This is a genomic window from Marininema mesophilum (assembly GCF_900106775.1).
GTDB lineage: Bacteria > Bacillota > Bacilli > Thermoactinomycetales > DSM-45169 > Marininema > Marininema mesophilum.
The window spans coordinates 1-25,115 of the sequence record NZ_FNNQ01000002.1 but is presented as its reverse complement, the minus strand read 5'-3'; the positions used below and the strand labels follow the sequence as shown (position 1 = coordinate 25,115).

21 protein-coding genes and 2 riboswitches are annotated in these 25,115 nt (G+C 44.9%); of the genes, 8 read left to right on the top strand and 13 right to left on the bottom strand.

The window, feature by feature from the left end; all coding sequences use genetic code 11:
- Nucleotides 1–141 precede the first annotated feature (141 nt).
- Complete coding sequence (locus BLV90_RS02205) at nucleotides 142–906, top strand: hypothetical protein (protein ID WP_091735519.1); 765 nt, start codon at nucleotides 142–144, stop codon at nucleotides 904–906.
- Nucleotides 907–999: 93 nt separating this feature from the next.
- On the opposite strand, the gene BLV90_RS02200 is transcribed toward BLV90_RS02205, so the two are convergent.
- The gene (locus BLV90_RS02200) at nucleotides 1,000–2,643 is read right to left on the bottom strand and encodes a M2 family metallopeptidase (RefSeq protein WP_177167855.1); all 1,644 of its coding nucleotides are present in this window, start codon (nucleotides 2,641–2,643) and stop codon (nucleotides 1,000–1,002) included.
- Between the two features lie 167 nt (nucleotides 2,644–2,810).
- Here BLV90_RS02200 and BLV90_RS02195 point away from each other — a divergent pair, with 167 nt between their 5' ends.
- The 4 genes from BLV90_RS02195 (at nucleotide 2,811) to BLV90_RS02180 (ending at nucleotide 8,128) form a co-directional block, all read left to right on the top strand.
- Nucleotides 2,811–3,077 (top strand): DNA alkylation repair protein, encoded by a 267-nt coding sequence (locus BLV90_RS02195; RefSeq protein WP_091735513.1) that lies wholly within the window; start codon nucleotides 2,811–2,813, stop codon nucleotides 3,075–3,077.
- Between the two features lie 249 nt (nucleotides 3,078–3,326).
- Complete coding sequence (locus BLV90_RS02190) at nucleotides 3,327–4,865, top strand: fumarate hydratase (RefSeq protein ID WP_091735510.1); 1,539 nt, start codon at nucleotides 3,327–3,329, stop codon at nucleotides 4,863–4,865.
- A gap of 180 nt (nucleotides 4,866–5,045) precedes the next feature.
- On the top strand, nucleotides 5,046–7,136 hold the full coding sequence (locus BLV90_RS02185) for a penicillin-binding transpeptidase domain-containing protein (protein ID WP_091735507.1): 2,091 nt from the start codon (nucleotides 5,046–5,048) through the stop codon (nucleotides 7,134–7,136).
- A gap of 95 nt (nucleotides 7,137–7,231) precedes the next feature.
- A complete protein-coding gene (locus BLV90_RS02180; RefSeq protein WP_245726219.1) occupies nucleotides 7,232–8,128 on the top strand; it encodes a DUF1002 domain-containing protein in 897 nt (298 codons plus the stop codon).
- Nucleotides 8,129–8,297: 169 nt separating this feature from the next.
- Here BLV90_RS02180 and sdhB read toward each other — a convergent pair whose 3' ends face one another.
- The 10 genes from sdhB to BLV90_RS02130 all read right to left on the bottom strand — a co-directional run bounded on the left by sdhB (nucleotide 8,298) and on the right by BLV90_RS02130 (nucleotide 20,258).
- Entirely contained in the window at nucleotides 8,298–9,068 is a 771-nt protein-coding gene (gene sdhB / locus BLV90_RS02175) for a succinate dehydrogenase iron-sulfur subunit (protein WP_091735504.1), read from the bottom strand.
- Nucleotides 9,065–10,840 carry a succinate dehydrogenase flavoprotein subunit gene (sdhA, locus tag BLV90_RS02170; protein ID WP_091735501.1) on the bottom strand — a complete coding sequence of 592 codons (1,776 nt, stop codon included), beginning with the start codon at nucleotides 10,838–10,840 and terminating at the stop codon, nucleotides 9,065–9,067. The genes sdhB and sdhA overlap by 4 nt, the downstream gene beginning before the upstream one ends.
- 15 nt (nucleotides 10,841–10,855) lie before the next feature.
- Nucleotides 10,856–11,503, bottom strand: a complete 648-nt coding sequence (locus BLV90_RS02165; RefSeq protein ID WP_091735499.1) for a succinate dehydrogenase cytochrome b558 subunit — start codon at nucleotides 11,501–11,503, stop codon at nucleotides 10,856–10,858.
- Nucleotides 11,504–11,820: 317 nt separating this feature from the next.
- On the bottom strand, nucleotides 11,821–12,939 hold the full coding sequence (gene metX, locus BLV90_RS02160) for a homoserine O-acetyltransferase MetX (protein WP_091735497.1): 1,119 nt from the start codon (nucleotides 12,937–12,939) through the stop codon (nucleotides 11,821–11,823).
- A 110-nt stretch (nucleotides 12,940–13,049) separates the two neighbouring features.
- Nucleotides 13,050–13,164: riboswitch (SAM riboswitch) on the bottom strand.
- Between the two features lie 61 nt (nucleotides 13,165–13,225).
- Nucleotides 13,226–14,254 (bottom strand): ABC transporter ATP-binding protein, encoded by a 1,029-nt coding sequence (locus BLV90_RS02155; RefSeq protein ID WP_091735494.1) that lies wholly within the window; start codon nucleotides 14,252–14,254, stop codon nucleotides 13,226–13,228.
- A 14-nt stretch (nucleotides 14,255–14,268) separates the two neighbouring features.
- A complete protein-coding gene (locus BLV90_RS02150) occupies nucleotides 14,269–15,192 on the bottom strand; it encodes an ABC transporter permease (protein ID WP_091735492.1) in 924 nt (307 codons plus the stop codon).
- Nucleotide 15,193: 1 nt separating this feature from the next.
- Nucleotides 15,194–16,126, bottom strand: coding sequence for an ABC transporter permease (locus BLV90_RS02145; RefSeq protein WP_091735489.1), 933 nt, complete (start codon nucleotides 16,124–16,126; stop codon nucleotides 15,194–15,196).
- An 82-nt stretch (nucleotides 16,127–16,208) separates the two neighbouring features.
- Nucleotides 16,209–17,861: a peptide ABC transporter substrate-binding protein gene (locus BLV90_RS02140; RefSeq protein ID WP_177167854.1), complete on the bottom strand. Its 1,653-nt coding sequence runs from the start codon at nucleotides 17,859–17,861 to the stop codon at nucleotides 16,209–16,211.
- Nucleotides 17,862–18,237: 376 nt separating this feature from the next.
- The gene (locus BLV90_RS02135) at nucleotides 18,238–19,476 is read right to left on the bottom strand and encodes an aspartate kinase (protein WP_091735483.1); all 1,239 of its coding nucleotides are present in this window, start codon (nucleotides 19,474–19,476) and stop codon (nucleotides 18,238–18,240) included.
- A 111-nt stretch (nucleotides 19,477–19,587) separates the two neighbouring features.
- A riboswitch (Lysine riboswitch) is annotated at nucleotides 19,588–19,765 on the bottom strand.
- 166 nt (nucleotides 19,766–19,931) lie between these two features.
- Nucleotides 19,932–20,258, bottom strand: a complete 327-nt coding sequence (locus BLV90_RS02130) for an SCP2 sterol-binding domain-containing protein (RefSeq protein WP_091735480.1) — start codon at nucleotides 20,256–20,258, stop codon at nucleotides 19,932–19,934.
- A gap of 121 nt (nucleotides 20,259–20,379) precedes the next feature.
- On the opposite strand from BLV90_RS02130, the gene tatA reads away from it, so the two are divergent.
- Entirely contained in the window at nucleotides 20,380–20,577 is a 198-nt protein-coding gene (tatA, locus tag BLV90_RS02125; protein WP_425433848.1) for a twin-arginine translocase TatA/TatE family subunit, read from the top strand.
- Between the two features lie 67 nt (nucleotides 20,578–20,644).
- Here tatA and mobA read toward each other — a convergent pair whose 3' ends face one another.
- A complete protein-coding gene (gene mobA, locus BLV90_RS02120) occupies nucleotides 20,645–21,250 on the bottom strand; it encodes a molybdenum cofactor guanylyltransferase (RefSeq protein ID WP_091735474.1) in 606 nt (201 codons plus the stop codon).
- Nucleotides 21,247–23,067, bottom strand: a complete 1,821-nt coding sequence (gene uvrC, locus BLV90_RS02115; protein WP_091735471.1) for an excinuclease ABC subunit UvrC — start codon at nucleotides 23,065–23,067, stop codon at nucleotides 21,247–21,249. Before uvrC ends, mobA begins: the two co-directional genes overlap by 4 nt.
- Nucleotides 23,068–23,215: 148 nt before the next feature.
- On the opposite strand from uvrC, the gene BLV90_RS02110 reads away from it, so the two are divergent.
- Together BLV90_RS02110 and BLV90_RS02105 are read left to right on the top strand one after the other, a co-directional pair.
- Nucleotides 23,216–24,139, top strand: coding sequence for a hypothetical protein (locus tag BLV90_RS02110; RefSeq protein WP_091735468.1), 924 nt, complete (start codon nucleotides 23,216–23,218; stop codon nucleotides 24,137–24,139).
- 260 nt (nucleotides 24,140–24,399) lie between these two features.
- The coding region (locus BLV90_RS02105; protein ID WP_143034979.1) for an RNA-guided endonuclease TnpB family protein at nucleotides 24,400–25,115 on the top strand (716 nt) is incomplete at its 3' end.

Here is a 25,115-nt window from a genome sequence, read left to right as displayed (position 1 = left end):
TCCTTTTCATCCGTAACTTGCTCTAAGTAGGTTTGTTTTAATCCATAAATTTTTTATTTCAAATGGAGAGAATGAGCCAAGCTGATTGAATCATAGCCTAGGAAACAACCCGATATGATTCGTACTCAGGGAGGGGAGGACATGGGAAAGAAAACATCGATTATCCCACCGGAAAAAGTCACACAGCCATCCAATAGCTTGTGCGAAACTCCTCTGGAACAGAAATGGCCAAGGCTAACTCCCTTTGAACTGGCCTATACTGAACTGGAACAAGATGACATGTTTTCTCATCTTCCCGTGCACAAAATTCCGGAATGCCTCAATGGAGCCTTAGCCTTTGGAAAAATTGCTGCAACAAGTTACTCCTACAATGGGAACCTTGCCTACTGGATGGATCGTGTCATACATACGGGAGTTCGTGTGACCTTCCTCCGGCGAAAAAAAGATCATGATGGTTGGGTGCGTGCGCAGTATCGAACCAAACCTGCCGTCATTGAAATCTATCGTGCATCATTAGAACAATTGGAAAGTTTTTTTAAAAAAGAAGGCTTTAATGTAAAAGAGGAGGATCTCATCGCACTCCATCTTTTTCATGAATGGTTCCACCACCTAGAAAACACACGTCTGGGAAGAACCGACGGCCGTTTACCCCGTGTAGTAAAAAAGAAATGGGGACCCATCGAGATCCGTGAACGACTTACTCGGTTACGTGAAATTGCGGCTCATTCATTTACCCAGGAAGTCATGGGACTGCCTTGGTATCCTTTATGGTTAGATCATCTCCTTTTGTACACGGATAAGGGTTGGAGTAAACAGCAAATCCGCGATCACTTCCAACAAGTCAGTCGTTCTTGTCAAGAACTACAACCCGCAAATACCAAGTCCGATTCAACGGAACAAGAATAATTTTATCACCTAAACCAAAAAACTGACCCCCGGCCATCAATCCATTCGGGTCAGTTTTTTTAAATTAACCAACGATTCCTGTTTTACTCCCCATTACTTTTTACTAGCCTCTTCTTCTGTCTCAGCCTTACTTTCAGGACTGTCCTCTACAAATTGAGCAACAAAGTGGCGAGCAGAGAGCTTCTCCCCAGTGGCCCGCTCCAATAATTCATTCCAGCGATAACGCGCACCTGGCCGAAATATACACTCGCGAAGAAAGTAGCCAGCGTCCTCATTATCAACCAATGGATGTTCCTTCGTCGGAAATTCCCTTTCCATCGCCGCAAGAATTTGGGAAGCGGTCAATTTTCCAAGGAGGTAGTTCTGATAATAAACGGGTGATGTACCTAGATGGATCTTTGCAGCCCAATCAGGTTCATTTCGTCCTTCTGGACGAGGTAGAAATTGAAATTCTTCTACAAAGTCCCACCACAGTCGATTTAAGTCCTGCTCAGGGTCTGCATATAACGCCCGTTCAAAGTGAATCATTACCAAGCACCACCGTACAAAAATCAGCATGCTTAGCTTTGTCTGTTTAGCAAGAGGTTCTGTGATCTTATCGAAGGTAGTTGCATCCACACCAACCCTTCGAGACAACCACATCGGGTTTTGGCTTAAGGATTCCATCAGAATAGCGACGGCCTCTGTACTTGAATCGTGTGCTGGCTTACGTAACAGGTAAGGTAACTCAGAATCATGGCAGGTATCAAATACAGCATGACCCAACTCATGGAGGAGTACGCTCATCCAATACGTATCAGGACGTAAATTACATAGGATACGGGTATCCCCTTCACGATCGACATCAATACAAAATGCATGCTGAGATTTTCCATCCCTTTCATAGAGATCACTTCTCTTATAAATATCCTTTACATCAAAGCCGATTCCTTGAAAAGTGCGCTCTGCTATCTCCTCTAACTTTTTATCAGCAAACATTCCATCCAGATCGACATCGAAAACAACGGGTGCCTCTTGAAAAAAAGGATCCTCATAATGCCAAGGTCTAAGTCCCTCTGGCCGTAGATAGACATATCGATCCGCAATTATTTGATCCAATTCTTTTTTGCACTCAGAAAATGGCTGATCGGTTTGTTGTTTTAGATCTGCTAATAAATCAAAGAGTTCCGTTTCATCAATTTCCTGACGTTGTAGAGACATCTGATAGTAATCACGTAGACCTTGTTTACGAGCGATTTCGTTTCTTTTTCGTACAAGCTCCAGAATCTTCTCGGCTACCACTTGTCCCACTTGTTTACTCGCCTTCCATATCTCCTTCCGTCTATAGGTATCCCGCTCTGTGCGATACAGTTCTCTCAATTCATTATCGGATACCTTTCTTTCTTGATCACCGGCTCGAAAGTTGATGAAGTCACTCTCTATCTCCGTTTCCAATCGGACAATTTCCGCAATATCCTCTTTTGATGCTTGATTACCCATAAACTGAAGAGATAATATTTCGAGCTGGCGGGCCAATAGAGGATCGCTTATCTCTCTTCCCTTCATTTCTCCTAATTCTCGGTATGTATCTGGATCCGAAAGGATCTCTTTTAAATGTGTTAAGTGCTTTGCATAGGTATGTTTGTGCTTTTTCTCTCCTGTAGTAGCAACGAGCCACCATGCTTCAGCCATCTGCTTCTCTACATCACGAATTTGAGCGGTCAGCTTTGTAATCAATTGTTCGGCCTTCATCTCCATAACCTTCATCCTCCCCTTTTTAATAAAGGCGATATTTTCAAACCTCATTAGCCATTTCCACACTCCAACATTCATTCGTGATCCTATGCTTTCATTCCTCTCCCACCTCTGCACAAGAATGAGGCTACACCCTTCGGGAATGATAAAACCAGGAGGTGTTTAATTCGATGGATTCAAACTATCTCTGTCCTGTATGTGGAACCAATCGCAGTCGCTTTAATTTGATTGAACAAGTGGTGACCCCTGTACGAAAAGACCCCAACAATGGAGCCATTCTCGAACAGGTTGCTACAAATGACCCTTTACACGTTCCTTATCGAGGCGAATCACTCCGTGTTCAATGTGGGGTGTGTGGTGTTGTAGAGGCGGAGGAACGGTTTATCAAAACCGCCCAGCGAGAACCACAAAAACTGACTAGAAATACTTCAAGTTAACCGCTTTAACCAACCATCCGTTTATCAGCACCCTCTAGTGAGTTTCAGAAATACCTTTTTCAATGATATGATCCCCTTGAGTTAACTGGCCCCTTCCTGTTAGCTCAAGGGGATTTTCTTAATCGATTATCGACAAATCCACTCTATTTTCCAATGGGTTTCCCCTGAAGAAACCACTATATTGATGTATAATAGATGGTGAATTGACTAAAACCAGTCGACTCTCTCATCGAAAAGGAGTATTGACAGATGCACGCATTAAAGAATAGTCTTCTCGAGCTTATTACAGAAACCTCAACGAACCTGCCTCCCGATGTACGAGCAGCCGTTCAACAAGGAAAGTCCAAGGAAGACGCAGGAACTCGCTCTGCGTTGGCACTCTCTACGATTACCCATAACATAACGATGGCAGAGGAGAATGTCTCCCCTATCTGCCAAGACACGGGAATGCCTACTTTTCACGTCCATGTTCCTGTAGGTGTTAACCAACTAGAGATTACTCGACAGATCAAGGCTGCGATTGTTGAAGCCACAAAAACAGGAAAGCTTCGCCCTAATTCCGTCGACTCTCTAACCGGGGCAAACAGTGGAGATAACTTAGGCGAAGGCGTACCCGTCATCCATTATGAACAGTGGGAGCGCGATGAGGTCGATATTCGCCTGATCTTAAAGGGTGGCGGTTGTGAAAACAAAAACATTCAATATAGCCTCCCTTGTGAATTGGAAGGACTTGGCCGTGCGGGTCGTGACTTGGATGGGATCCGCAAATGTATTTTACACAGTGTATACCAAGCGCAAGGTCAAGGGTGTAGCGCTGGCTTTATTGGTGTAGGTGTCGGTGGAGACCGCACAACCGGTTATGAACTAGCGAAAAAACAACTCTTCCGGAAAGTTTTCGATACCAATCCTAATGCTGATCTTGCGGATCTCGAAGACTATATTATGGAACATGCCAATGAGCTATCCATCGGAACGATGGGCTTTGGCGGTAACACTACCCTACTCGGTTGCAAAGTAGGAGCCATGCACCGAATTCCTGCTAGCTTCTATGTCTCAGTAGCTTACAATTGCTGGGCTTTCCGCCGCCAGGGCGTAACCCTAAACCCTGAGACGGGTGAGATTACTGGCTGGCTATATAAAGATCAGCCCGAGATCAAGATTCAGGAACCCATTGAAAAAGAAACGACGACTTCCACCCAAGGGACCCGAGAAATCGTCCTTACTCCTCCGATTTCTGAGGAAGCCATTCGCAACTTAAAAGTAGGGGATGTTGTTACCATTAATGGGAGAATCCACACCGGACGTGATGCCCTTCATAAATATCTGATGGATCACGAATCTCCTGTAAACCTTGATGGAGGCGTTATCTACCATTGTGGGCCGGTCATGCTCAAAGATGAAGATGACAAGTGGGAGGTAAAAGCAGCTGGACCTACAACAAGTATCCGAGAAGAGCCCTATCAAGCGGATATCATTAAAAAGTTTGGCATCCGTGCAGTGATCGGTAAAGGTGGAATGGGCGCGAAAACCCTTGCTGGCCTGAAGGAACATGGTGCCGTTTATCTTAATGCTATTGGTGGAGCCGCTCAGTATTATGCGGACTGTATCACCGGTGTGGATGGTGTAGATTTTATGGAATTTGGTGTTCCTGAGGCGATGTGGCACCTCAACGTCAAGAAATTTACTGCTATCGTCACCATGGACTCCCATGGAAACAGTCTCCATCGTGATGTCGAGAGTACCTCTCTGGAACGTTTGGCTAAATTTAAAGATCCTGTTTTCTCCTAATAAGTAGCTACTTCATTAAGGAACGGCAGATCCACTATGATAAGCCGTTCCTCTTTATGTTTAAAAAGCAATCCGACCACTTGGACAATAAATCCATTCACACGCACCCTAATAAACGATAGAATAGAGAATGTTCATTGAGCACCCATCAGAGAGTGAAATAGAGGTGACGCTGTACCCATGCAGGAACTAAAAGAAAGAATCTCCACCTGGTTGCGTCAATTAGGGATAAGCCAGCGAAACGCTTTCATCCTTCTTGGCGTCATTTTTCTAGTTGGAGGGTTAGGCATTTACTATGCTGTCAGAGACACTGGACCCCCTCCACAAGTTGTGATGGCCCGTTATGCAAAGGATTGGGAGAAGGGTGATTACAAATCGATGTATCACCTACTCAGCACCGATGCAAAACAAAAAATAAGCCAAGAAACTTTTATTCGGCGTCACAAGGCAATTGCGACTGGAATCAGCCAGAAAAAAATTGCTTTTACCTCGGCTAAAACCAATGAAGAAGAACCAGAAACCATTCCTTTTACCACAACGATTCAATCAAGTATCGTTCCCAAAGTCACCTTCAAGAATAAGGCTATCATGGTGGAGGATGATGAGGGATGGCGGGTCGATTGGAAACCATCCTTGATCTTCCCTAGTCTAAAAGAAGGAGATCGGGTACGTGTTACACAGACTCCTCCAGGAAAACGGGGAGAAATCACCGCACGGAATGGTGAGCCTTTAGCTGTTAACGATGAAAAAACAGCAATAGGAATCATCCCTAACCAGGTCCATGATCTACGTAAAACCAGTACAAAGTTAGCCAAAGCCCTTTCCATCCCCTTTGACCAAGTCTATAACAAAGTGAAAGACGAAAAGAATCCTTCTGCTTTTATCACTATCCAATCATTTAAGGGCAAAGACCAGGAGAAAGCAACAAAGCTAGCCAAGTCCATCCCTGAGATTACGGCTCGAGATGCCTCGACAAGACGTTATCCGCAAGGGAGTTTGACCGCTCACCTCACCGGTTATATCCGCCCCATCACTAAGGATGAGTTAGCTAAAAAGAAGAAAGACGGTTATCAAGAAGGGGACTGGCTCGGACATTCCGGGCTAGAGGAGTATCAAGGCAACACGCTAAGAGGAAAGCCTGGATATCGGATTGCAACGACTTCGTCCAATGGAAAAGAAAAGTCCCTTATCGCATCTCGTTCCGGAACGGATGGACAAGATATCCAAACCACCATCGATCTGAAAACACAAAAACAAATGCTTCGCGTCATCCAGCAGAAATCATCGGATAAGGGCGGTGGGGTAGCGATTGACCCTAAAAATGGGGACCTTCTTGCTTTAGTCAGCTCTCCTTCCTATGACCCTAATCTCTTTGTCGATGGGATGTCAAAATCAGCTTGGGCAACCATCAATAGCTCTAATCAACCTATCGCCAATCGTGCTAAAATTCCTTACGCTCCGGGTTCTACGATGAAGGCAATCACCTCCTCCATCGGACTCGACTCAAAAAAAATCACGCCAAAAACCACCTACAATACGGAATCTGGTAAGTGGCAAAAGAGCCCGTCCTGGGGAGGTTACTATGTTCGCCGAGTAGATAATCCCGGTGGCCCCATCAATTTAGCAAAGGGCTTAGCCTGGTCAGACAATATCTACTTTGCTAGAGTAGGCATAAAAGTTGGCAGAGAAACGATGATCGACTATCTTCAAAAATACGGCTTTGGAAAAAACATGGATATCCCACTCGATGTTACTCCCTCCCAGATTTCCAACAATGGGAAATTAAGCGGAGAGATTCAACTAGCGGATACCTCCTACGGTCAAGGTCAGCTCTTGATCAGCCCGCTACACCTTGCTACTATGTATAGCACCTTTGCAAATGATGGGGACCTTTTAAAACCACGCATCACGATGAAAAAAGGAAAAACGAACGACATCGAATACTGGCAAAAGGATGTCGTCTCACCAGAGGTAGCAAAACAAGTACGAGAGCTGCTTAAAGGAGTCGTTACTCTACCAAAGGGTTCCGGTCGTACTCTTCGTACACCGGGTGTTGAACTAGGAGCTAAAACAGGAACAGCGGAATTAAAAGCAAGCATGAATGATAAAGATCAACGTCAGTTAGGTTGGCTTGCTTGGATGGCTAACCGTGAGAAAGATAAAAAACCAGACATCGTCTGTGTAGCCTATGTGGACGAAGTACAAAATCGCGGCGGCAGTCACTACCTCTTCCCTGGTGTGAAGAAGATGCTAAAAGGGCGCTATCCGTAAAAAAATTGTCCACCTTTCCAAACAATTTTTACTCGTAAAAATGAAACATCTTTATGCTTTTCAACGTCTATATAAGTGAAAAAGGGGGTTTCACCATGATCAAGATTAAAAAATGGGCATCTATTGCCCTCATTGCATTGCTCGCTTTTGCTGCCGTTGCAGTTCCCGCTGGAAAGGCCTCAGCCGAAACTACTGGGAAAACGGTGGTTACACTAGGTGCTGACTTAAGTCAGGATCAACGCCAATCTATATTGCAAGAGATGGGTGTCAACTCCGATGTACAAACCATCAATGTTGGAATCAGTGACATTCGTAAATATCTAAATACCGGTTCTGGCAATGGCCCAGTCCCTAGTAACAACAATGCCTATTCCTCAGCCCGCATTACCACAATGGATAGCGGTAATGGAATTCAGGTAAAAGCGAAAAATGTAACCCGAGTAACAGAACAAATGTATGCTAACGCATTGGTTACTGCTGGTGTGAAGGATGCACAAATCTACGTTACCGCTCCTGAACCAGTTACAGGTACTGCAGCTCTAACCGGGATTATGATGGCCTTTGAAAAGGCAACCAATCAACAGATCAGCCAAGATCAACGCCAAGTAGCTAACGATGAAATCAAACAAACTTCTGACCTTGGACAAAAAGTAGGGCAAGATAAAGCGGCTGACTTTATGACCAAGGTAAAAGAACAAATCGCACAGCAACAACCAAAAAGTCAAGAAGATGTGCAAAATATCGTTACCAATGTGGGGCGTGATTTAAATATCAACTTGAACAACCAGGACATCAACAATATCACCAATGTCATGTTCCAGTTTTCCCAGCTAGACAACATCGACTGGAACTCTTTACAAGGGCAACTGGAAGATATAAAAGGTGACCTACAGAAGAATTTCCAAAACATCATTAATTCCCAAGAAGCTCAAGGATTTTTGGATAAAATCTTGAACTACATCAAAGACTTCTTCAACAACTTATTCGGTTAATAATTAGCTTGTAAAGGAAAGAATAAAAAGCCCAGTGCTTAATAGCACTGGGCTTTTTATTCCATACCCCCCTAAAATAGTATGGAATCTCTACTCCTAGAGGGTTCCACTATTCACTTTAATGGGGATGCACATCAGTTAAAAGTAAGGGGGCTTACCCATACTGATCTTAGATGGACAACCATTTACGGAAGAGGTGTTTTGTGCTCTCCCGATTCATCCGACCAATTGCCGTGGTAAGTGGGATGCCTTTGGGACAAGCCTGCACACAGTTTTGTGAGTTCCCACATTCCTGTAGGCCACCATCTTCAATTAATGCCTCTGTCCGCTCTTGCTTGTTCATTGATCCAGAGGGATGGTTATTGAAAAGATCCACCTGTGCGACTGCAAAAGGTCCGATAAAATTCGAATTGGCGTTAACGTTGGGGCATGCTTGCAGACAGACACCGCAGGTCATGCACTTGGACAGTTCATACCGCCACTGACGATCAACCTCCGGCATACGCGGCCCAGGTCCTAGATCATGGGTCCCATCAATAGGAACCCATGCCTTCACTCGCTTCAGTGCGTCGAACATTTGACTACGATCTACTGCCAAGTCCCGCATAACCGGAAAGGTTGTCATCGGTTCTACATGAATAGGTTGAGAGAGGTTATCTACAAGTGCTGTACATGCTTGCCGTGGTGTTCCATTGATCACCATAGAGCAAGCACCACATACTTCCTCGAGGCAGTTTGCTTCCCAAGAGACGGGGTCAACCGTTTTCCCTTTACAGTTGACAGGATTCCGTTGAATCTCCATCAGGGAGGAGTTGACCGTCATATTGGGGCGCCATTCCAACTCAAACTCTTCTATAAAGGGATTGGAGTCTGGAGAATCTTGACGGGTGATAATAAACTTCACCGTTTTTTGCTTCGTCGCAGTCGCTGTTTCACTCATGCTTGTTTTGCCCCTTTCTCTTCAGCCTGCTTTGCCACATCATAGCGGCGTGCACGAGGCTCGATCAGGGAAGTATCCACGTCTTCGTATTCAAAGACTGGACCATTAGGAGTATACTTCGCTTTCGTTGTTTTCAGGAACTCCTCATCATTACGATCTGGGAAGTCCGGCTTATAGTGAGCTCCACGGCTTTCGTTCCGGTTATAAGCTCCAATCGTAATTACGCGTGCAAGCTCAAGCATATTCCACAACTGACGAATGAAGGTAGCAGATTGGTTGTTCCACTTGCCTGTATCCGTTACATTAATTCGTTTGTAACGCTCCATCAACTCTTGTACCTTATTATCAGTCTCTTTCAAACGATCATTGTAACGAACCACTGTCACATTGTCCGTCATCCACTCACCAAGTTCATTATGGAGTTTATAGGGATTTTCATCCCCATCCATTTTCAAGATATCATCATATTTTTGTTGTTCGTTTAACCGCTGGGAATTAAAGATGTTGGAAGAAAGATCATCAGCTGATTTATCCAATCCACGGATGTATTCCAAGGCGTTAGGACCTGCTACCATACCACCGTAGATACAGGAGAGAAGAGAGTTTGCACCCAGACGATTCGCACCATGATATTGATACTCACATTCACCCGCTGCAAAAAGACCAGGGATATTAGTCATCTGGTTGTAGTCTACCCACATACCGCCCATCGAGTAATGAACAGCCGGGAAAATCTTCATGGGAACTTTACGAGGATCTTCACCCATAAACTTCTCGTAAATCTCAATAATACCGCCCAATTTGACATCTAGCTCTTTCGGGTCTTTATGAGAAAGATCTAGATAAACCATATTCTCACCATTCACACCGAGCTTCATGTCTACACATACCTTGAAAATCGCCCGTGTAGCGATGTCGCGCGGTACGAGATTTCCATAGGCAGGGTACATTTCTTCGAGGAAATACCAAGGCTTCCCGTCCTTATATGTCCAAACACGTCCACCCTCGCCACGAGCAGATTCGGACATCAAGCGAAGTTTATCATCCCCTGGAATGGCTGTGGGGTGCACTTGGATAAACTCTCCGTTGGCATAGTAAACGCCTTGTTGATACACTGCACTAGCAGCTGTACCCGTGTTAATCAACGAGTTGGTCGATTTACCAAAGACGATCCCTGGCCCACCAGTTGCCATGATCACAGCATCTGCTTGGAACGAGTGAATTTCCATGTTTCGGCGGTCTTGGGCAATAATCCCACGGCAACGTCCTTCGTCATCTTGAATGATGGAGAGGAATTCCCACATCTCATATTTGGTAACGCGACCAGCAACTTCCCAACGACGAACTTGCTCATCCAATGCGTAAAGAAGCTGCTGACCTGTTGTAGCACCTGCAAAAGCTGTCCGGTGGTGTTTAGTCCCTCCGAAACGACGGAAATCAAGCAAACCTTCTGGAGTCCGGTTAAAAGGCACGCCCATCCGGTCCATTAAATAAATAACTCCAGGTGCTGCTTCGGTCATTGCTTTGACCGGTGGTTGGTTGGCAAGGAAGTCCCCGCCATATACGGTATCATCAAAATGTTCCCAAGGAGAATCGCCTTCTCCTTTCGTATTAACAGCCCCATTGATCCCGCCCTGGGCGCAGACCGAATGGGAACGCTTCACAGGTACGACGGAAAAGAGTTCGACGTCGGCTCCCGCTTCAGCCACTTTAATCGCGGCCATCAAGCCTGCGAGGCCGCCGCCGACGACGATGACTTTCTCTTTCATGATGGCAGTGCCCCTTTCTTAACGAGCCAACACGCTAGTGAATTCTGGACTGGTAAAGGCAAGCATCGCTCGGATGCCAATATACGATAGGATGACAAAAACACCCATCCATACCCATGTAGAAACACGCTGGGCACGAGGGCCTACTGTAATCCCCCAGCTTACAAGGAAAGACCACATTCCATTGGAGAAATGGAAAATCGCCGCCACAATCCCGATTAAATAGAGGGTAACATTGACGGGATTACTTAGAACTTCTGCTGTCTGACGACTTAATTCAGACGCTGTCATTCCGTCCAAAGCAACTTGTACTCGGGTCTGCCACACGTGTATCGCGACAAATATCAGCGTAATTACTCCAGTTACCCGTTGGAGCATAAACATGACATTACGAAAAGTACCAAAGTTACCCACGTTATTTTGCGCTGTAAATGCGATATACAATCCGTATACGCCATGGTACATCAATGGCAAAAAAATGAAGAAGATTTCTAACACAGGTAGGAACGGAATGCCCCATAACCAATTCACTTTCTCTTCAAAGGCAGCTGCCCCTTGGGTGGCATGATAATTGGTCCACAGGTGCTCAAGCAAAAAAAAGCCGACTGGGATGACACCCAACAGGGAGTGTAGCCGCCGGTTAAAGAAACTACGGTGCGTACTCATTTTTTTCCCCCTATTGCCCCTTATAAGGTTGTGCACTTACTTTACTCCAAATTCCTCACCGTAAAACTTCTCCCCACAAAAGTGTAACCGGCAAAGGGCCGGTAATCTTTGGAAATATCGCTATGAGAGAAAGTTTCATGATGTTTCATAGTTTATTGTACTCCCAAGTTTTAAGACGCGTCAAGACAAGGGGCAATGGTCTACTTCCCGAGAAACTTCCACCGGATTTGCCTGCACGGCCTCAGCGGCCAGCAATTATAGCATCCTAGCCAATGGCAAGTCTCTTGTGTTATCTCACACGCCTGTAGCCATCTAATTCAACTTAAAAATTTTTGGATCGCCGGACCTATTTCATCAAACTCCAAAAGGAAAGCATCGTGCCCGTATTCTGATGATACCTCCAACAATTGATTTTCATCCCGATGTTGTACTAGCTTATAAATTTCTCGTTGTTGGTGAATCGGAAACAAAATATCCTCCTGGATTCCGATTACCAAAATGGGACAACGTAATTGCGCCAATGCTGCTTTCACCCCGCCTCGACCCCGGCCGATATCATGGGTATCCATCGCTTTAAGGAGAGTTAAATAACTATTGGCGTCAAATCGCTCCGCTAATTTTTTCCCCTGGTAACGAAGGTAACTTTCAATCTGAAACACCGAGTCGGACGGATTCTCCTCTATTCCCTCTTGTAATGCACGACTAAAACGCTTTTCAAATAAAGAGTTCGTCCGATACGTAACCATCCCCATCATGCGCGCAATGGCCAATCCTTTTACAGGAGGACAGTTCGCATCATACTCACCCTCTTTAAAAGCGGGATCCGATACAATGGCCTGTCGACCAATATCATTATAAGCAATCGCCGTTGGGGTCAATGAACTAGCCGTCGCAATCGGAATGATACGCCCCACGCATTCTGGATAGAGAAGTCCCCACTCCAATACCAACATGCCTCCCATAGATCCCCCAATAATCCCGTGAAGGGAGTCAATACCAAGTATCTCTAAGCACCGTTTTTGCACATGGACCATATCACGCACGCTCACATAGGGAAATGACGACCGATAAGCTTCCCCCGTCTCAGGATTGATGGATGTAGGCCCTGTTGTCCCACTACACCCTCCCAGAACATTCATGGTAATGACAAACCACTCTTCTGTATTGACATAGCCTCCAGAATGAATTAACCCTCTCCACCATCCTTGATTCCCCATGTCTCCTACTGCACGGGCATCCCCCGTCAGCGCATGACACACCAGGACAGCATTATTCGTTCTCGTTGATAAAGTACCTACGGTTTCTACAACCACATCCACTTCTGGCAGAATGGCACCCGATTCTAATGTAATGGAGCCAATAGACACCACCTGAACCGATTCCTCTACTTCTCTTTTCTCCGTTTTCGCATCCAACGATTTTGCAGTAAGTGGCATAGGGCTTAGTTCCCTCCTTTCCTTCTCGTGGCTATATAAATAAAGGCCCTCTTCGCAGTTACGAAGAGGGCGGGGATATGCACAAAAATAGAAGCAAATCCGATGACCTCTTCTCATCTTCCAGGGCGGAAATACCCTGCAGGAATTAGCACCCTCCCTCCCCTACTGGGAAACAGGGTTGCCGCGGCATCATGGGGCCAGTCCCTCCGCCGCTCTAGATAAGAAGATCTCCTTATACGGTTACATTTGATTCATCATATGATGAACCCAATCGGTTGTCAACCATTTACTGAGAAACGATATTTACTTTCGCTCCTCTACTCTCGATAGAAGGTGCCTGAGAATCTTCCAACCAACAGGCCACTTGATGAGTACCTGATGTTACTTCGGTAACCTTTGGCATTTCATCGTGGCAGATATGCATCGCATAGGGGCAACGATCAGCAAAAGGGCATCCTTTTGGTGGATCAAATAGATCTGGCGGAGAACCAGGGATAGGAGATAGATCATCTTCCCGTTTTATATCCAGGCGAGGCATCGAACCCAATAGCCCCCAGGTATAGGGGTGGCGTGATCGATAAAAGATATCTTCTACTTTCCCTGTTTCCACTACTTTTCCTCCATACATCACGGCTACACGATGCGCTGTTTCAGCTACGACTCCCAAATCATGGGTAATCAATATGATCGCCGTTTCTGTCTTCACTTGTAACTCTTTCATCAATTCCAATATTTGAGCTTGAATCGTTACATCCAGTGCTGTAGTCGGTTCATCAGCGATCAAGATCTTTGGATTACAGGCTAGGGCGATGGCGATCATCCCTCGTTGTCTCATCCCCCCGCTAAATTGATGGGGAAATTGATTGACCCGTTTTTCCGGAGTGGGGATTCCCACCAAGCGTAGCATTTCCACTGCTCGTTGATAGGCCTCATCTTTTGAAAGCTTCTGATGCCACATCAACCCCTCCATAATCTGCTTACCTACTGTCATCGTCGGGTTGAGGGAGGTCATTGGATCTTGAAAAATCATCCCAATTTCTGAGCCACGAATGCGAAACATTTCCTTATCAGATATCTGGATGAGATCCTTTCCTTCAAAGAGAATCTCACCTTTTTTTATTTTTCCAGGGGGGGAAGGAATCAGGCGCATTACCGATTGAGCCGTGACACTCTTTCCGCTCCCGGATTCCCCCACAATGGCTAAGGTCTCTCCTTTTTCTAACTGGAGATCCACTCCACGTACTGCTTGGACTTCACCAGCATAGGTTTTAAAGGCTACATGTAGATCTTTAATTTCTAGTATCGGTTTACCCATTACAGATTCCCTCCTCACTTCCTCATTTTTGGATCCAGTGCATCCCGTAATCCATCCCCTAGAAAGTTAAAAACGAGCAACGTCATGCTTAAGAAAAAAGCAGGGAAGAAGAGTCTCCACCAATCATCCATCAGAATAACGATGAGAGAATCGTTAATCATCGTACCCCAGCTAGCAAAGGGGGCCTGGATACCCAGTCCGAGAAAGCTTAGAAAAGCTTCCGCAAAGATCGCAGTAGGTACCGTAAAAGTAATCATCACAATAATCGGACCCATCACATTCGGAATCAGGTGCTTTAGCATGAGGCGCTTTGTGCTCGCTCCTAGGGTTTGAGCTGCCATCACAAATTCCTGTTCCTTTAGTTGCAAGATCTGTCCTCGAACCAGACGAGCCATATTCAACCAACCTGTAATCGATAACGCAATTAAGATCGGGAGTAACCCTGGGTCATCCATCACAACTAAGATCAAAATGACAATGAGTAAATAGGGTAGACCCCATAATACATCGACAATTCGCATCATGACCTCATCAATGCGCCCACCTTTATACCCTGCAATCCCACCCCATAAAACACCGATCAATAAATCCATTAGTGCTGCTGCAAACCCCACAACGAGAGAAATTCGCGCTCCATACCAAACGCGTACAAAGACATCCCGCCCCAAATCATCCGTACCAAATAGATGCTCTCCTGAGGGAGATAGGTTTTTACCTGTGCCTAGATTTTGCTCATAGTAGCTGTAATCTTGAAGATACGGACCGATAATCGCCATGATGATAAGAAGCGCCACCCCGATTAAGCCAATGATGGCCAGGTGATTCTTCCGCAATCGCCGCCAAACATCTTGCCAGTAAGTAACACTGGGACGTCGAAGCACTTCCATCGCTGCTTGTCGTTTAGGAGCTGACTCAAATCGTTCTGCTGGCATCGTCATTTTATCTCCCCTCCCTTCCGCCCACCTTGATACGAGGATCAATCCATCCGTAGGTGAGATCCACAAGAAGATTCATCATAATCAAAAAGCTAGCATAGAAAATAGTTGTGCCCATAATCACTGGATAGTCTCGGTTGGTAATGCTCTCAACGAAGTACTTTCCCATTCCAGGAATTGAGAATATTTTCTCAATAACAAATGAACCTGTAAGTACAGCTGCAATCGCTGGCCCCATAATCGTAACCACTGGAATAATCGCATTACGTAACGTATGACGGCTGATTACTCTCCATGGGGGCAGCCCCTTTGCACGAGCGGTTCGAATATAATCTTGTGTGACTACATCGAGCATACTTGAACGCATCAATCGCGCGATAAGTGCTACTTGACCTAAAGCTAGCGCAGCCGCTGGCAAAATAATTTGTGGAGGATCTCCCCAACCAGCTAATGGAAGTATCTTCCATTCCAATCCGAAGTACTTTTGTAAAAAGGGGGCTAGTACAAAACTAGGTACTGAAATCCCGATCACCGCTAAAATCATCATGACATAATCGGGTAGGCGGTTTTGCCAAAGTGCTGCAGTTATTCCCATAAGCACGCCTGCACATAATGCCAAAAGCACGGAATACGCACCTAGCTCTGCTGAAACCGGAAAGCTGTCAGAAAGCATCTCGTTCACCGTACGAGAGGTATTGTTAATTGAAAATCCTAGATCAAACTTAGCTAGATTCGTGATATATGTGACGTACTGTTCAGGGATAGACTTGTCCAGCCCATACTCAGCCTTTAGGTTAGCAATCGTCTGAGGTGGATACTTTTTCTCCGAGGTAAAGGGATCCCCTGGAATACACTTCATCAGTACAAATGTCAGTGTAGCGATCACCCATAATGAGAGCAACATCAGCACAACTCGTCTTCCTATAAATCGAAGCAACGATCCCACCTCCTATGTTCTTACCAAGGAATGGCAAAGTCACTCCATATGGAGTGACTTTGCTTACCTTAGCTGAGAATGCTTAATGTTCAGTCAGATAAGCTTCGGTATAATACACCGTTCCGTCAATACTGCGTTTTACATTTTTTACATAATCCTTTTGCATATGAAGTCGTGTGTACCAATAAAGAGGAGCTACTGGCATCTCCTTCATCAGAATATCCTCTGCTTTGTGCATCGATTTCATCCGCTTATCCTGATTGTCTGTCGATTTTGCTTCTTTAATCAACTTATCGAATTCTTTGTTGTTAAACTTCGCATCATTCTGACCTGATCCAGTCATATATAGGTCCATGAAGGTCATTGGATCAATATAATCCGGCAACCAACCTGTCCGTGCCATATCATAATCCCCTGAGGACTTCTTTTCCAAGAAAACCTTCCATTCCATATTGGCCAACTTCACATCGACACCTAGATTATCTTTCCACATTTGTTGCAGAGCTTCCGCAATTTTTTTGTGGCCATCATCGGTGTTGTAGCTAAAGGTTACCTTCGGCAATTTATCAATTTTTTCCTCTTTCAGTCCTTTTTCCAACAACTTTTTCGCTTCTGAAGCGTTTGCTTTAGCATCTAAATATTTATCGTGATTTTTTACCCAATCATCCTTCGTACTGAAGTCAGGCATTCCCCAAGGAACCCAACCATTTGCAGGTTCCTGTCCCGCTTGTGTCACGTTTTCCACGATCGATTGACGATCAATCGCTAAAGCAAAAGCCCGGCGAATATTCGCATTGGTGAATGGTTTCTTCTTTGTGTTAAAGTCGATACCATACGATGCGGGGTTGGGTCCTCCTTTAGCTTCTTTCTTCTCAATAAGCGATTTTGTTAAATCCGTTGGAATGAGATTGCTATCCCCTTCATCCAATTCCCCGGATTGGAACTGTTGATATCCTGTCTTTGTGTCGGTTACAAAGGGAAAATTGATTTGCGTTAACTTGGTTTTTTTCTTATTGTAGTATTTTTCATTCTTCTCTAAGACGATCTTAGCATTATGCTTCCACTCTTTCATTTTAAAAGCACCATTTGAGACAAAGGTTTTCGCGTCCCCTGCCCACTTCTTATCTGCCTCTGCCACCTTTTTATTAACAGGGAACAAAGCATAGAAGGCCGCTAAACTAGGGAAATAGGGCGTGGGTCTCTCCAAAGTAACTTTTAATGTTTTATCATCAACAGCCTTAACCCCTACGTCATCTACCTTCGCCTTACCTTGATTATATTTCTCACCGTTTTTAAGATAAAACAGTTGGTATGCATATATCGCTGCGTTTTTCGGATCCAACATCCGCTTCCATGCATATTCAAAGTCCACAGCGGTTACAGGATCTCCATTGGACCACTTTGCATCTCGAAGATGGAAGGTAAACTGACTACTATCTTTGTTCGCCTCCCACTTCGTAGCAATCCCTGGAAGCGCTTTCCCTTCTGTATCTGTTTTAGTAAGTCCCTCCATCAATTGTGAGAGAATAAGCCCTGAGGCACTATCCCGAGCTTTTAATGGATCCAAGCCAGGTGGCTCACTGGGAATACTACCGACATTCAAGACCTGTTCCTTGGCCAGCGCTTTTCCATCACCAGCCGTACCTGCATCGCTATTATTCCCTGTGCAAGCAGTCAACAGGACCATCGAAAGAGCCATACAGATACCTAACCATTTAACAAAACTCTTGGACATGGATACAACCCCCTTGGTAAAAATGGGCATTCACGAGAGCATAATTCACATGGGCCTTCGTTTTCCTCCTCGAATTAGAATCAATAATAACCAATGACCAGGTGTGAACGGGCCTCTGCCCATTTATTTATATTCCTTTATAGTGAGAAAAGTCCTGCAAAATAAGCTGAAGTTTTTATCTATTAAAAATAAAGTGTATTTTTCAGTTTATTGTCTAATCAAGAGCAAGGTGCAGGATATATTTACCATTAATCTTTTTTATCTGACCAATTTCTTTAGTATTATTCTGAAAAAGTTTACACTCTAGGATCATGAATACTCTTTTTGCACACAAAAAAAACCGAAGGGGATGCCTTCGGTCTCTTTAACCCTCTTATTATACCTCTACCAAAATCTCCTCTTTGGCATCTAAACCAAAAGCTGTATGCAACATACGTACTGCCATTTGCACTTGGTCGCGTGGAATCACACAGGATATCTTAATTTCTGAGGTGGAAACCATCTTGATTCGTATTCCTGCCTCAGATAATGAATAAAACATTCGTGCAGCTACGCCAGAGTTGGTCACCATTCCAGCTCCCACCGTAGAAACCTTTGCAAGTCCGGTTTCGGATAATACTTTTAGATAATCAAGCTCATCCCGTAAGTCAACAATCACCTGTCGTGCATAATCCCCTTCCTCATCCTGCACACTAAAGGCTACATCAATCCGGTCATCCTCATGTTCACTCGTGACAATCATATCTACATTGATATAGGCTTCTGATAGTCGAGTAAAGAGAGTGCTTAATGTTTCTGCTTGATTAGGGAGGCCGATCACCTTCATTCTAGCGACATGGAGATCGTGAGCGACTCCCCGTACATTCATCTCTTCTTCCATTTGATCCGCCTCCTTCACGGTCGTTCCCTCCTCATCGCTAAAACTAGAGCGTACCACTAGCTGAACTCGATGAGTCATCGCGCACTCTACTGAACGTGGATGCAACACCCCTGCTCCCAGATTGGCTAACTCTAGCATCTCTTCGTAGGAGATCTCCTTTAATTTGTCTGCTTGGGGTGCGATCCTTGGATCTGCTGTATAGACACCTGTCACATCGGTAAAAATCTCACAGCGATCCGCATTTAATGCAGCGGCGAGGGCAACGGCTGTTGTATCCGATCCACCGCGACCAAGCGTCGTAATTTCTCCATCAGGAGATAACCCTTGGAAACCGGCTACGATAACAATTTCTCCTGCATGTAGACACTTTTTCACTTTATTCGTATCGATACGATCGATCCGTGCTTTCCCATGAATCGAATCAGTATGAATCCCCGCTTGCCATCCTGTCATGGGGTGTGTTTTTAATCCTTTTTGCAATAAAGCCATGCTGAGCAGGGAAACGGTCACCTGCTCTCCTGTTGTTAAAAGGACGTCCATCTCACGTTGTGGTGGTTGATCACTCATCTGTTTTGCCAAGGAGACCAGTTCATCCGTCGTTTTTCCCATGGCGGAAACCGTGACAACGACCTGATGCCCCTCAGCATGTGTTTTCGCCACCCGCTCGGCTACATTCTGAATGCGCTCTACGCTACCAACAGACGTCCCACCAAATTTCTGTACGACAAGTCCCATGATCCTTTTAGAGTCTCCTCTCTTTTTGCCCCTACAATGATTAGTAAAAAGACAGGCAACAGCGGGAAGTCCAGCTGTTGCCTTTAATGATGGCCCAGCCTCACTTAGCTTCCGGTGATCAGTGCTCCACGGATAAATCCGTGACAGTCCCGCCCTTGTTCAGCTGCGGGCCCAGCCGATCTCCTACGGCAGGATCATCGACTTCGGCAATGGCCCCTTTCTCCACCGGTCAACGGTTACCGTTTCCTCGCGGTGGATACTGATGGTCCATTGCGCCTCTCATACACACGTGGTTCGTGAGGTATGTGATTTTTTATTACACATAATTTGTTTATGATCGTAACACATTGTGATGGGAGATACAACGCAAATTAAGCGGCAATATTAGGAGATTGAACGAAAAAAATCCAGATACTCTTCATTGATTAGAGCATCTGGATAGGAATACTTCACTCTTACTGATAATGCTTCAACAAACTTTGCAACTTAGCGGCAAGCACCATGTTACCTTTTAATTTTAGTTTATCAGTCATCATCGCAGGGTTTAATTTTCCCTCGGCCAATTTGATGAAATTTTCATCGGACAATTGCAAAGTACAATCCGTTTCAAAGGGTGTTCCCTCAGCATATTTAGCAGTCCCATCTTCTAGGCCTACTTGGTGACTAGTAACACCCTCGTCATCCTTTAGGTCAAATTGATAAACCGCTTTCACATTTTGGATTCCCTCTGGTTGTTCATTCATCCGTTGGGTCATTGTTTGTAGTAGCACATGCGTAGACATCGTTTGTATCCCGCCCCTCTTCTTTTTGTCAATTCCCGATGTATGCTAGAGGGATCTCTCGGGAACATTAATAGACTAAAACATAGAAAGGAAGTGAATTCCCCTGTTTAGTCAAATGGGCATGCCGGGTCTGATCTTGATCATCCTCGTCGCTTTGCTTCTTTTTGGTCCTAAAAAATTGCCCGAGTTGGGACGGGCGGCAGGGCGTACTCTCCGGGAGTTTAAAGATTCTGTTTCGAGTCCACCAGACGAACCACAGAACGCTATCCAGATGACTGCAGATGCACCTAAAAATGAGAATTCCTCTCTCAATGAATAACGAAAATCACCCCTTCTATGCTTTCCCACCCAAGTATCCTTAGGGAGAAATGCTAGAAGGGGTGATATTATTTTTGGTGGATCACCTTCATATAATCCTCTGGCTTATTCATATTGAACAAAGAATGAGCAAACTGCCAGGGTGCCCACCCCTGTACTTCCTCGATATAGAGAGTATCAATCTGTTGCAAAAATCCGGTAACGGATCGATCCTTCCCCTCTGCCAGCATACTCTCTAGCAAAGGCAGTATTCGTCGATGATAAACAGCAAATAACGGATGCTCTTTCCCTGCAACACGAGGAATAACGGCATCTTTTTTTTCCTTAATCATTGTCTTCATTAGTGTTTCACCTAGAACTGGCGATACAAAAGGCATATCACAAGCTACTACCAGTGCCATTTCTTCTCTCCCATGTGCCAACCCAGCATGAATACCTGCTAAAGGACCACAATCCTGCCAGTGATCCATCACCATCGGTATCGTAAGAGGGAGTAGTACCCCCTCTGGATTACATACTGCGATGGGCCTACCTACTCCATTTAGAAGGCGGAGAATCCGATAAACCATCGGTTCCCCATCAAGCTCTAACAAGGCTTTATCCCGGCCCATACGCCGGGATCGCCCCCCCATAAGCATGATGATATCCTGTGGAAGGACCTGTGGTTCGGTCATTCCTCCTTACCTGCTTCCTCTGCATTCACCTCAGATTCATTACTACTCTCCCCAAGGTGCACGAGAATTTCCCGAGCGAGTTTATCTCCGATCCCTGCTTGACGGTACTCTTCGACTGTGGCCTGCTTCATTTTCTCTACCGAACCAAAATGCTTGTATAACATCGTCTTTCGTTTTTGACCCACTCCCGGAATATCATCTAGTGCAGAATGGAGCATCCCTTTACCCCTTGTTTGACGGTGGAACGTAATAGCAAACCGGTGAACTTCCTCCTGAATCCGTTGTAATAAATAAAACTCTTGACTTCCTCTCCTGAGCAAGACGTCCATCGGTGGATCACCAAAAAGTAGTTTAGCGGTTTTATGTTTGTCATCCTTGACAAGTCCCGCTACAGGAATAAATAATCCGAGTTCATTTTCAAGTACATCGATCGCTACAGACATTTGACCACGTCCTCCATCTACTAGGATTAGCTCGGGAAGAGGTAGATCTTCCTTTAACACCCTTGTATAACGCCTGCGAATCACTTCACGCATTGTCCCTGTATCATTAGCCCCTTGTACGGTCCGAATTTTAAACTTGCGATACTCCTTCTTATCAGGTGCGCCATCGCTAAAGACCACTAACGCCGATACAGGATCAGCTCCCTGTATATTGGAATTATCAAAGGCTTCGATACGCTGAGGATAACCAATTCCTATCGCTTCGCCAAGTTCACGTGCCGCCTCGACTGTACGTCCTTTGTCCCGGTCTATTAATTGAAACCGTTCCTCTAAAGCAATCTTTGCGTTTTGACTTGCCATATCGACAAGCTTCTTTTTTGAGCCCCGCTTAGGAACTCGCACCTCTACGCCCTTGAGAAACCCACCAAGAAGCTCTATATCAACCCCTGGTGCTAAATCTACCTCCCGGGGTAATGCCGGTTTCTCAAAATAAAACTGTGTCACATAGGACAAAAAGTCCTCCTCCGGCTCATTGTAATGAGCAAAAATCGCTACATCCCGCTCGATCAACTTTCCTTGACGTAGAAAAAACACTTGAACACACATCATTCCTTTGTCTGCTGCGTACCCAATTACGTCACGATCAGTTTCATCCTTTAATGTCATCGATTGTTTTACCATCACGGTCTCAATATGGCGAATCAGATCCCGTAATTCCTTTGCCCGTTCAAAATCCAACTCTATCGATGCGACCTCCATTTTTTTGCGGAGATCGTTTTGTACTTCCTTATATCCTCCGTTTAAAAAACGGATAATCTGTCGCGTCATCTCCTCATACTGCGTAGCATCTACATCGTATTCACAAGGCGCAAGACACTGCCCCAGGTGATAATATAGACAGACTCTTTTCGGGAGTGTTTTACATTTTCGTAGGGGATACAATCGATCCAGCAATTTTTTTGTTTCTTGTGCCGCTAATGCATTAGGATAGGGGCCAAAGTAACGTGAGCCATCTTTTTTCATTTTACGGGTCACTTCTAAACGTGGATGCTCTTCCTTTGTCAGATGAATATACGGATAGGACTTATCATCCTTCATTAAAACATTGTAATAAGGGCGGTGACGCTTAATCAGGTTCGCCTCAAGGATTAAGGCATCAATTGCACTATCGGTAACGATGTATTCAAAATCTGATATCTCTAAAACCAATCGTTGTGTCTTCCCATCATGACTTCCTGTAAAATAAGAACGCACACGACTTTTTAACCTTTTAGCTTTTCCAACATATATAATCGTCCCTTTTTCATTTCTCATTAAATAACAACCCGGTTGATCCGGGAGAAGGGAAAGCTTTTCCTTAATATCCTTTTTCATTTTTGTCACTTCCTTCCCTTCATTTTATCATAGCAGAAAAGGGAATCTCCTAGAAATAGGGCAAAAAGAATGAGCAAGACATTGTCCTTATCGCAATGAAAGGATACCATAGAGTAAAAGTAACCCACGTAGATTGGAGGTATTTTTATTGCAGGAGTCGCTACGCTTATTTAATCGCTTTGGTATGAAGTGTTGGCTTAGTTCTTTGGCAGGCGGTTTGATAGCTATGATCCTTTTACTTATTCCGCACTTGTTTATCGGTGCAATGATCAAGGCAAACTGGGCCACAACCAAAGAAGTTTTCAAACATTGGGCAACATCCCTAACCGTTTTACCCTTTGATCAACTTATACAACCACTCTCGCTATTCAACAAGGGGGGAGCTCTTCTTATCGGCTACACGTTATTAGCTGGTGGGCTAACCTTCCTTGTTGGAACATTCTACTTAGCTGGTTTGACTGCTACGGCTCGTGACGCAGTGGTCAACAAACACGTGATGGTGAGTCGCTTCTTCTCAGAAGGGCTACGCAAAACGTTTCCTCTTTTTGGATTGCTCATCTGTCATATTTTTATGACAGGAATCTTTTTTACCATAGTGGGTGCATTCGTATTCTTAACAGGGAGAGGTATGGGGGTTTTAATCACGGTGGGGGTCATCGGAGGGCTGCTATATCTTCTCCTCTTGATCATAAAAACTTACTCCCTCATCATCCTTTTTTCTGAAGACATCGGAGTCATCCGCTCCCTCAGTTACAGCTTTAAAAGCCTCTTTCGCCTCTTCATCCCCACCCTCACTACTTATCTCATTACGTTATTCACCACTATACTAGGGATGGTAGTTATCGGGGCTCTCATCCTATTTCCCTGGTTCATCCTTCAATTTTTTAAGGATGGCACAGTTGCACTGATTGTCGGTGTCATATTGGGAGGAGTTGCATCCATACTCCTCGCCTCACTACCAATCATTCTTGCACTGATTGTTCTTTTTGACCGATACATAAAGATGATCCAACCAGATCTGTTTCCCGAGGATAGCCTACAGGCTACATTACTTCGTCCTACTTCCTTTTGAGGCAGGCCTAAGAAGAAACACCTACACTTCGTTTCTAACATACATAACGCTTAGGAACCCAGCGATGATGCTGGGTTCCTACTTTTTCAAAGCGATGATAAAACAAATCAACATTAAATACGTTTTTATGTGACTATTTTCTACTTTCATCGTATATGATTATAGATTGCGAGCGGGAAAACCCAGCCCTTCAGGGTTGGGATGAAAGCGAGCGTCAGACGAGAGAGGGGAGATCTTCCCTCTCGCAAGGAGGTGAACCCATGCACAAAGCGTTTAAATTTCGCTTGTATCCAACAAAGGAACAAACCATTCTCATCCATAAATCCATTGGATGTAGTCGTTTCACATTTAATCACTTTCTAGCCAGATGGAACGAATTCTATGACAGCACAGGAAAAGGTCTGACCTATGGAACCTGTTCTGCCCAACTGACTGCCTTAAAAAAAGAGATCGATTGGCTACGGGAAGTCGATTCTACTTCGCTTCAAAATACCTTGAAACACCTAGCAGATTCCTTCTCTCGCTTCTTCAAAAAGCAAAATGACCGTCCACGCTTTAAAAGTAAACGAAACCGTGTCCAATCCTACACTAGTCAGTGCAACCATCCGAAAAAGGGAAAGGCCACCATCGAGGTGATAGCCAATCGGATCCGGCTCCCGAAACTCGGATGGGTGAAGGTTGCCAAATCCCGTGAAGTAGAGGGACGGATTCTTTCTGCAACCATCCGGCGTAATCCCACGGGGAAGTACTTTGTATCGGTGTTGTGTGAAATCAACGCGTGTCCGGTTGTGTCTGTATCCAAAGAGAAAGTAATCGGTGTTGATTTGGGGCTGAAAGACTTTGCGATTCTAACGGACGGAACCCAAGTAAAACCGTCTCGGTATTTCCGCCAGTACGAAAAGAAGCTAGCCAAAGCACAGCGCATCATGAGCCAACGAACCAAAGGCGGTTCCAATTGGCACAAAGCACGGATCAA

Coding starts and splice junctions, on each gene's coding strand:
- BLV90_RS02205 (WP_091735519.1), top strand. CDS start 142: ATGGGAAAGAAAACATCGATTATCCCACCGGAAAAAGTCACACAGCCA.
- BLV90_RS02200 (WP_177167855.1), bottom strand. CDS start 2,643: ATGGAGATGAAGGCCGAACAATTGATTACAAAGCTGACCGCTCAAATT.
- BLV90_RS02195 (WP_091735513.1), top strand. CDS start 2,811: ATGGATTCAAACTATCTCTGTCCTGTATGTGGAACCAATCGCAGTCGC.
- BLV90_RS02190 (WP_091735510.1), top strand. CDS start 3,327: ATGCACGCATTAAAGAATAGTCTTCTCGAGCTTATTACAGAAACCTCA.
- BLV90_RS02185 (WP_091735507.1), top strand. CDS start 5,046: ATGCAGGAACTAAAAGAAAGAATCTCCACCTGGTTGCGTCAATTAGGG.
- BLV90_RS02180 (WP_245726219.1), top strand. CDS start 7,232: ATGATCAAGATTAAAAAATGGGCATCTATTGCCCTCATTGCATTGCTC.
- sdhB (WP_091735504.1), bottom strand. CDS start 9,068: ATGAGTGAAACAGCGACTGCGACGAAGCAAAAAACGGTGAAGTTTATT.
- BLV90_RS02165 (WP_091735499.1), bottom strand. CDS start 11,503: ATGAGTACGCACCGTAGTTTCTTTAACCGGCGGCTACACTCCCTGTTG.
- metX (WP_091735497.1), bottom strand. CDS start 12,939: ATGCCACTTACTGCAAAATCGTTGGATGCGAAAACGGAGAAAAGAGAA.
- BLV90_RS02155 (WP_091735494.1), bottom strand. CDS start 14,254: ATGGGTAAACCGATACTAGAAATTAAAGATCTACATGTAGCCTTTAAA.
- BLV90_RS02150 (WP_091735492.1), bottom strand. CDS start 15,192: ATGACGATGCCAGCAGAACGATTTGAGTCAGCTCCTAAACGACAAGCA.
- BLV90_RS02140 (WP_177167854.1), bottom strand. CDS start 17,861: ATGTCCAAGAGTTTTGTTAAATGGTTAGGTATCTGTATGGCTCTTTCG.
- BLV90_RS02135 (WP_091735483.1), bottom strand. CDS start 19,476: ATGGGACTTGTCGTACAGAAATTTGGTGGGACGTCTGTTGGTAGCGTA.
- BLV90_RS02130 (WP_091735480.1), bottom strand. CDS start 20,258: ATGTCTACGCATGTGCTACTACAAACAATGACCCAACGGATGAATGAA.
- tatA (WP_425433848.1), top strand. CDS start 20,380: ATGCCGGGTCTGATCTTGATCATCCTCGTCGCTTTGCTTCTTTTTGGT.
- mobA (WP_091735474.1), bottom strand. CDS start 21,250: ATGACCGAACCACAGGTCCTTCCACAGGATATCATCATGCTTATGGGG.
- uvrC (WP_091735471.1), bottom strand. CDS start 23,067: ATGAAAAAGGATATTAAGGAAAAGCTTTCCCTTCTCCCGGATCAACCG.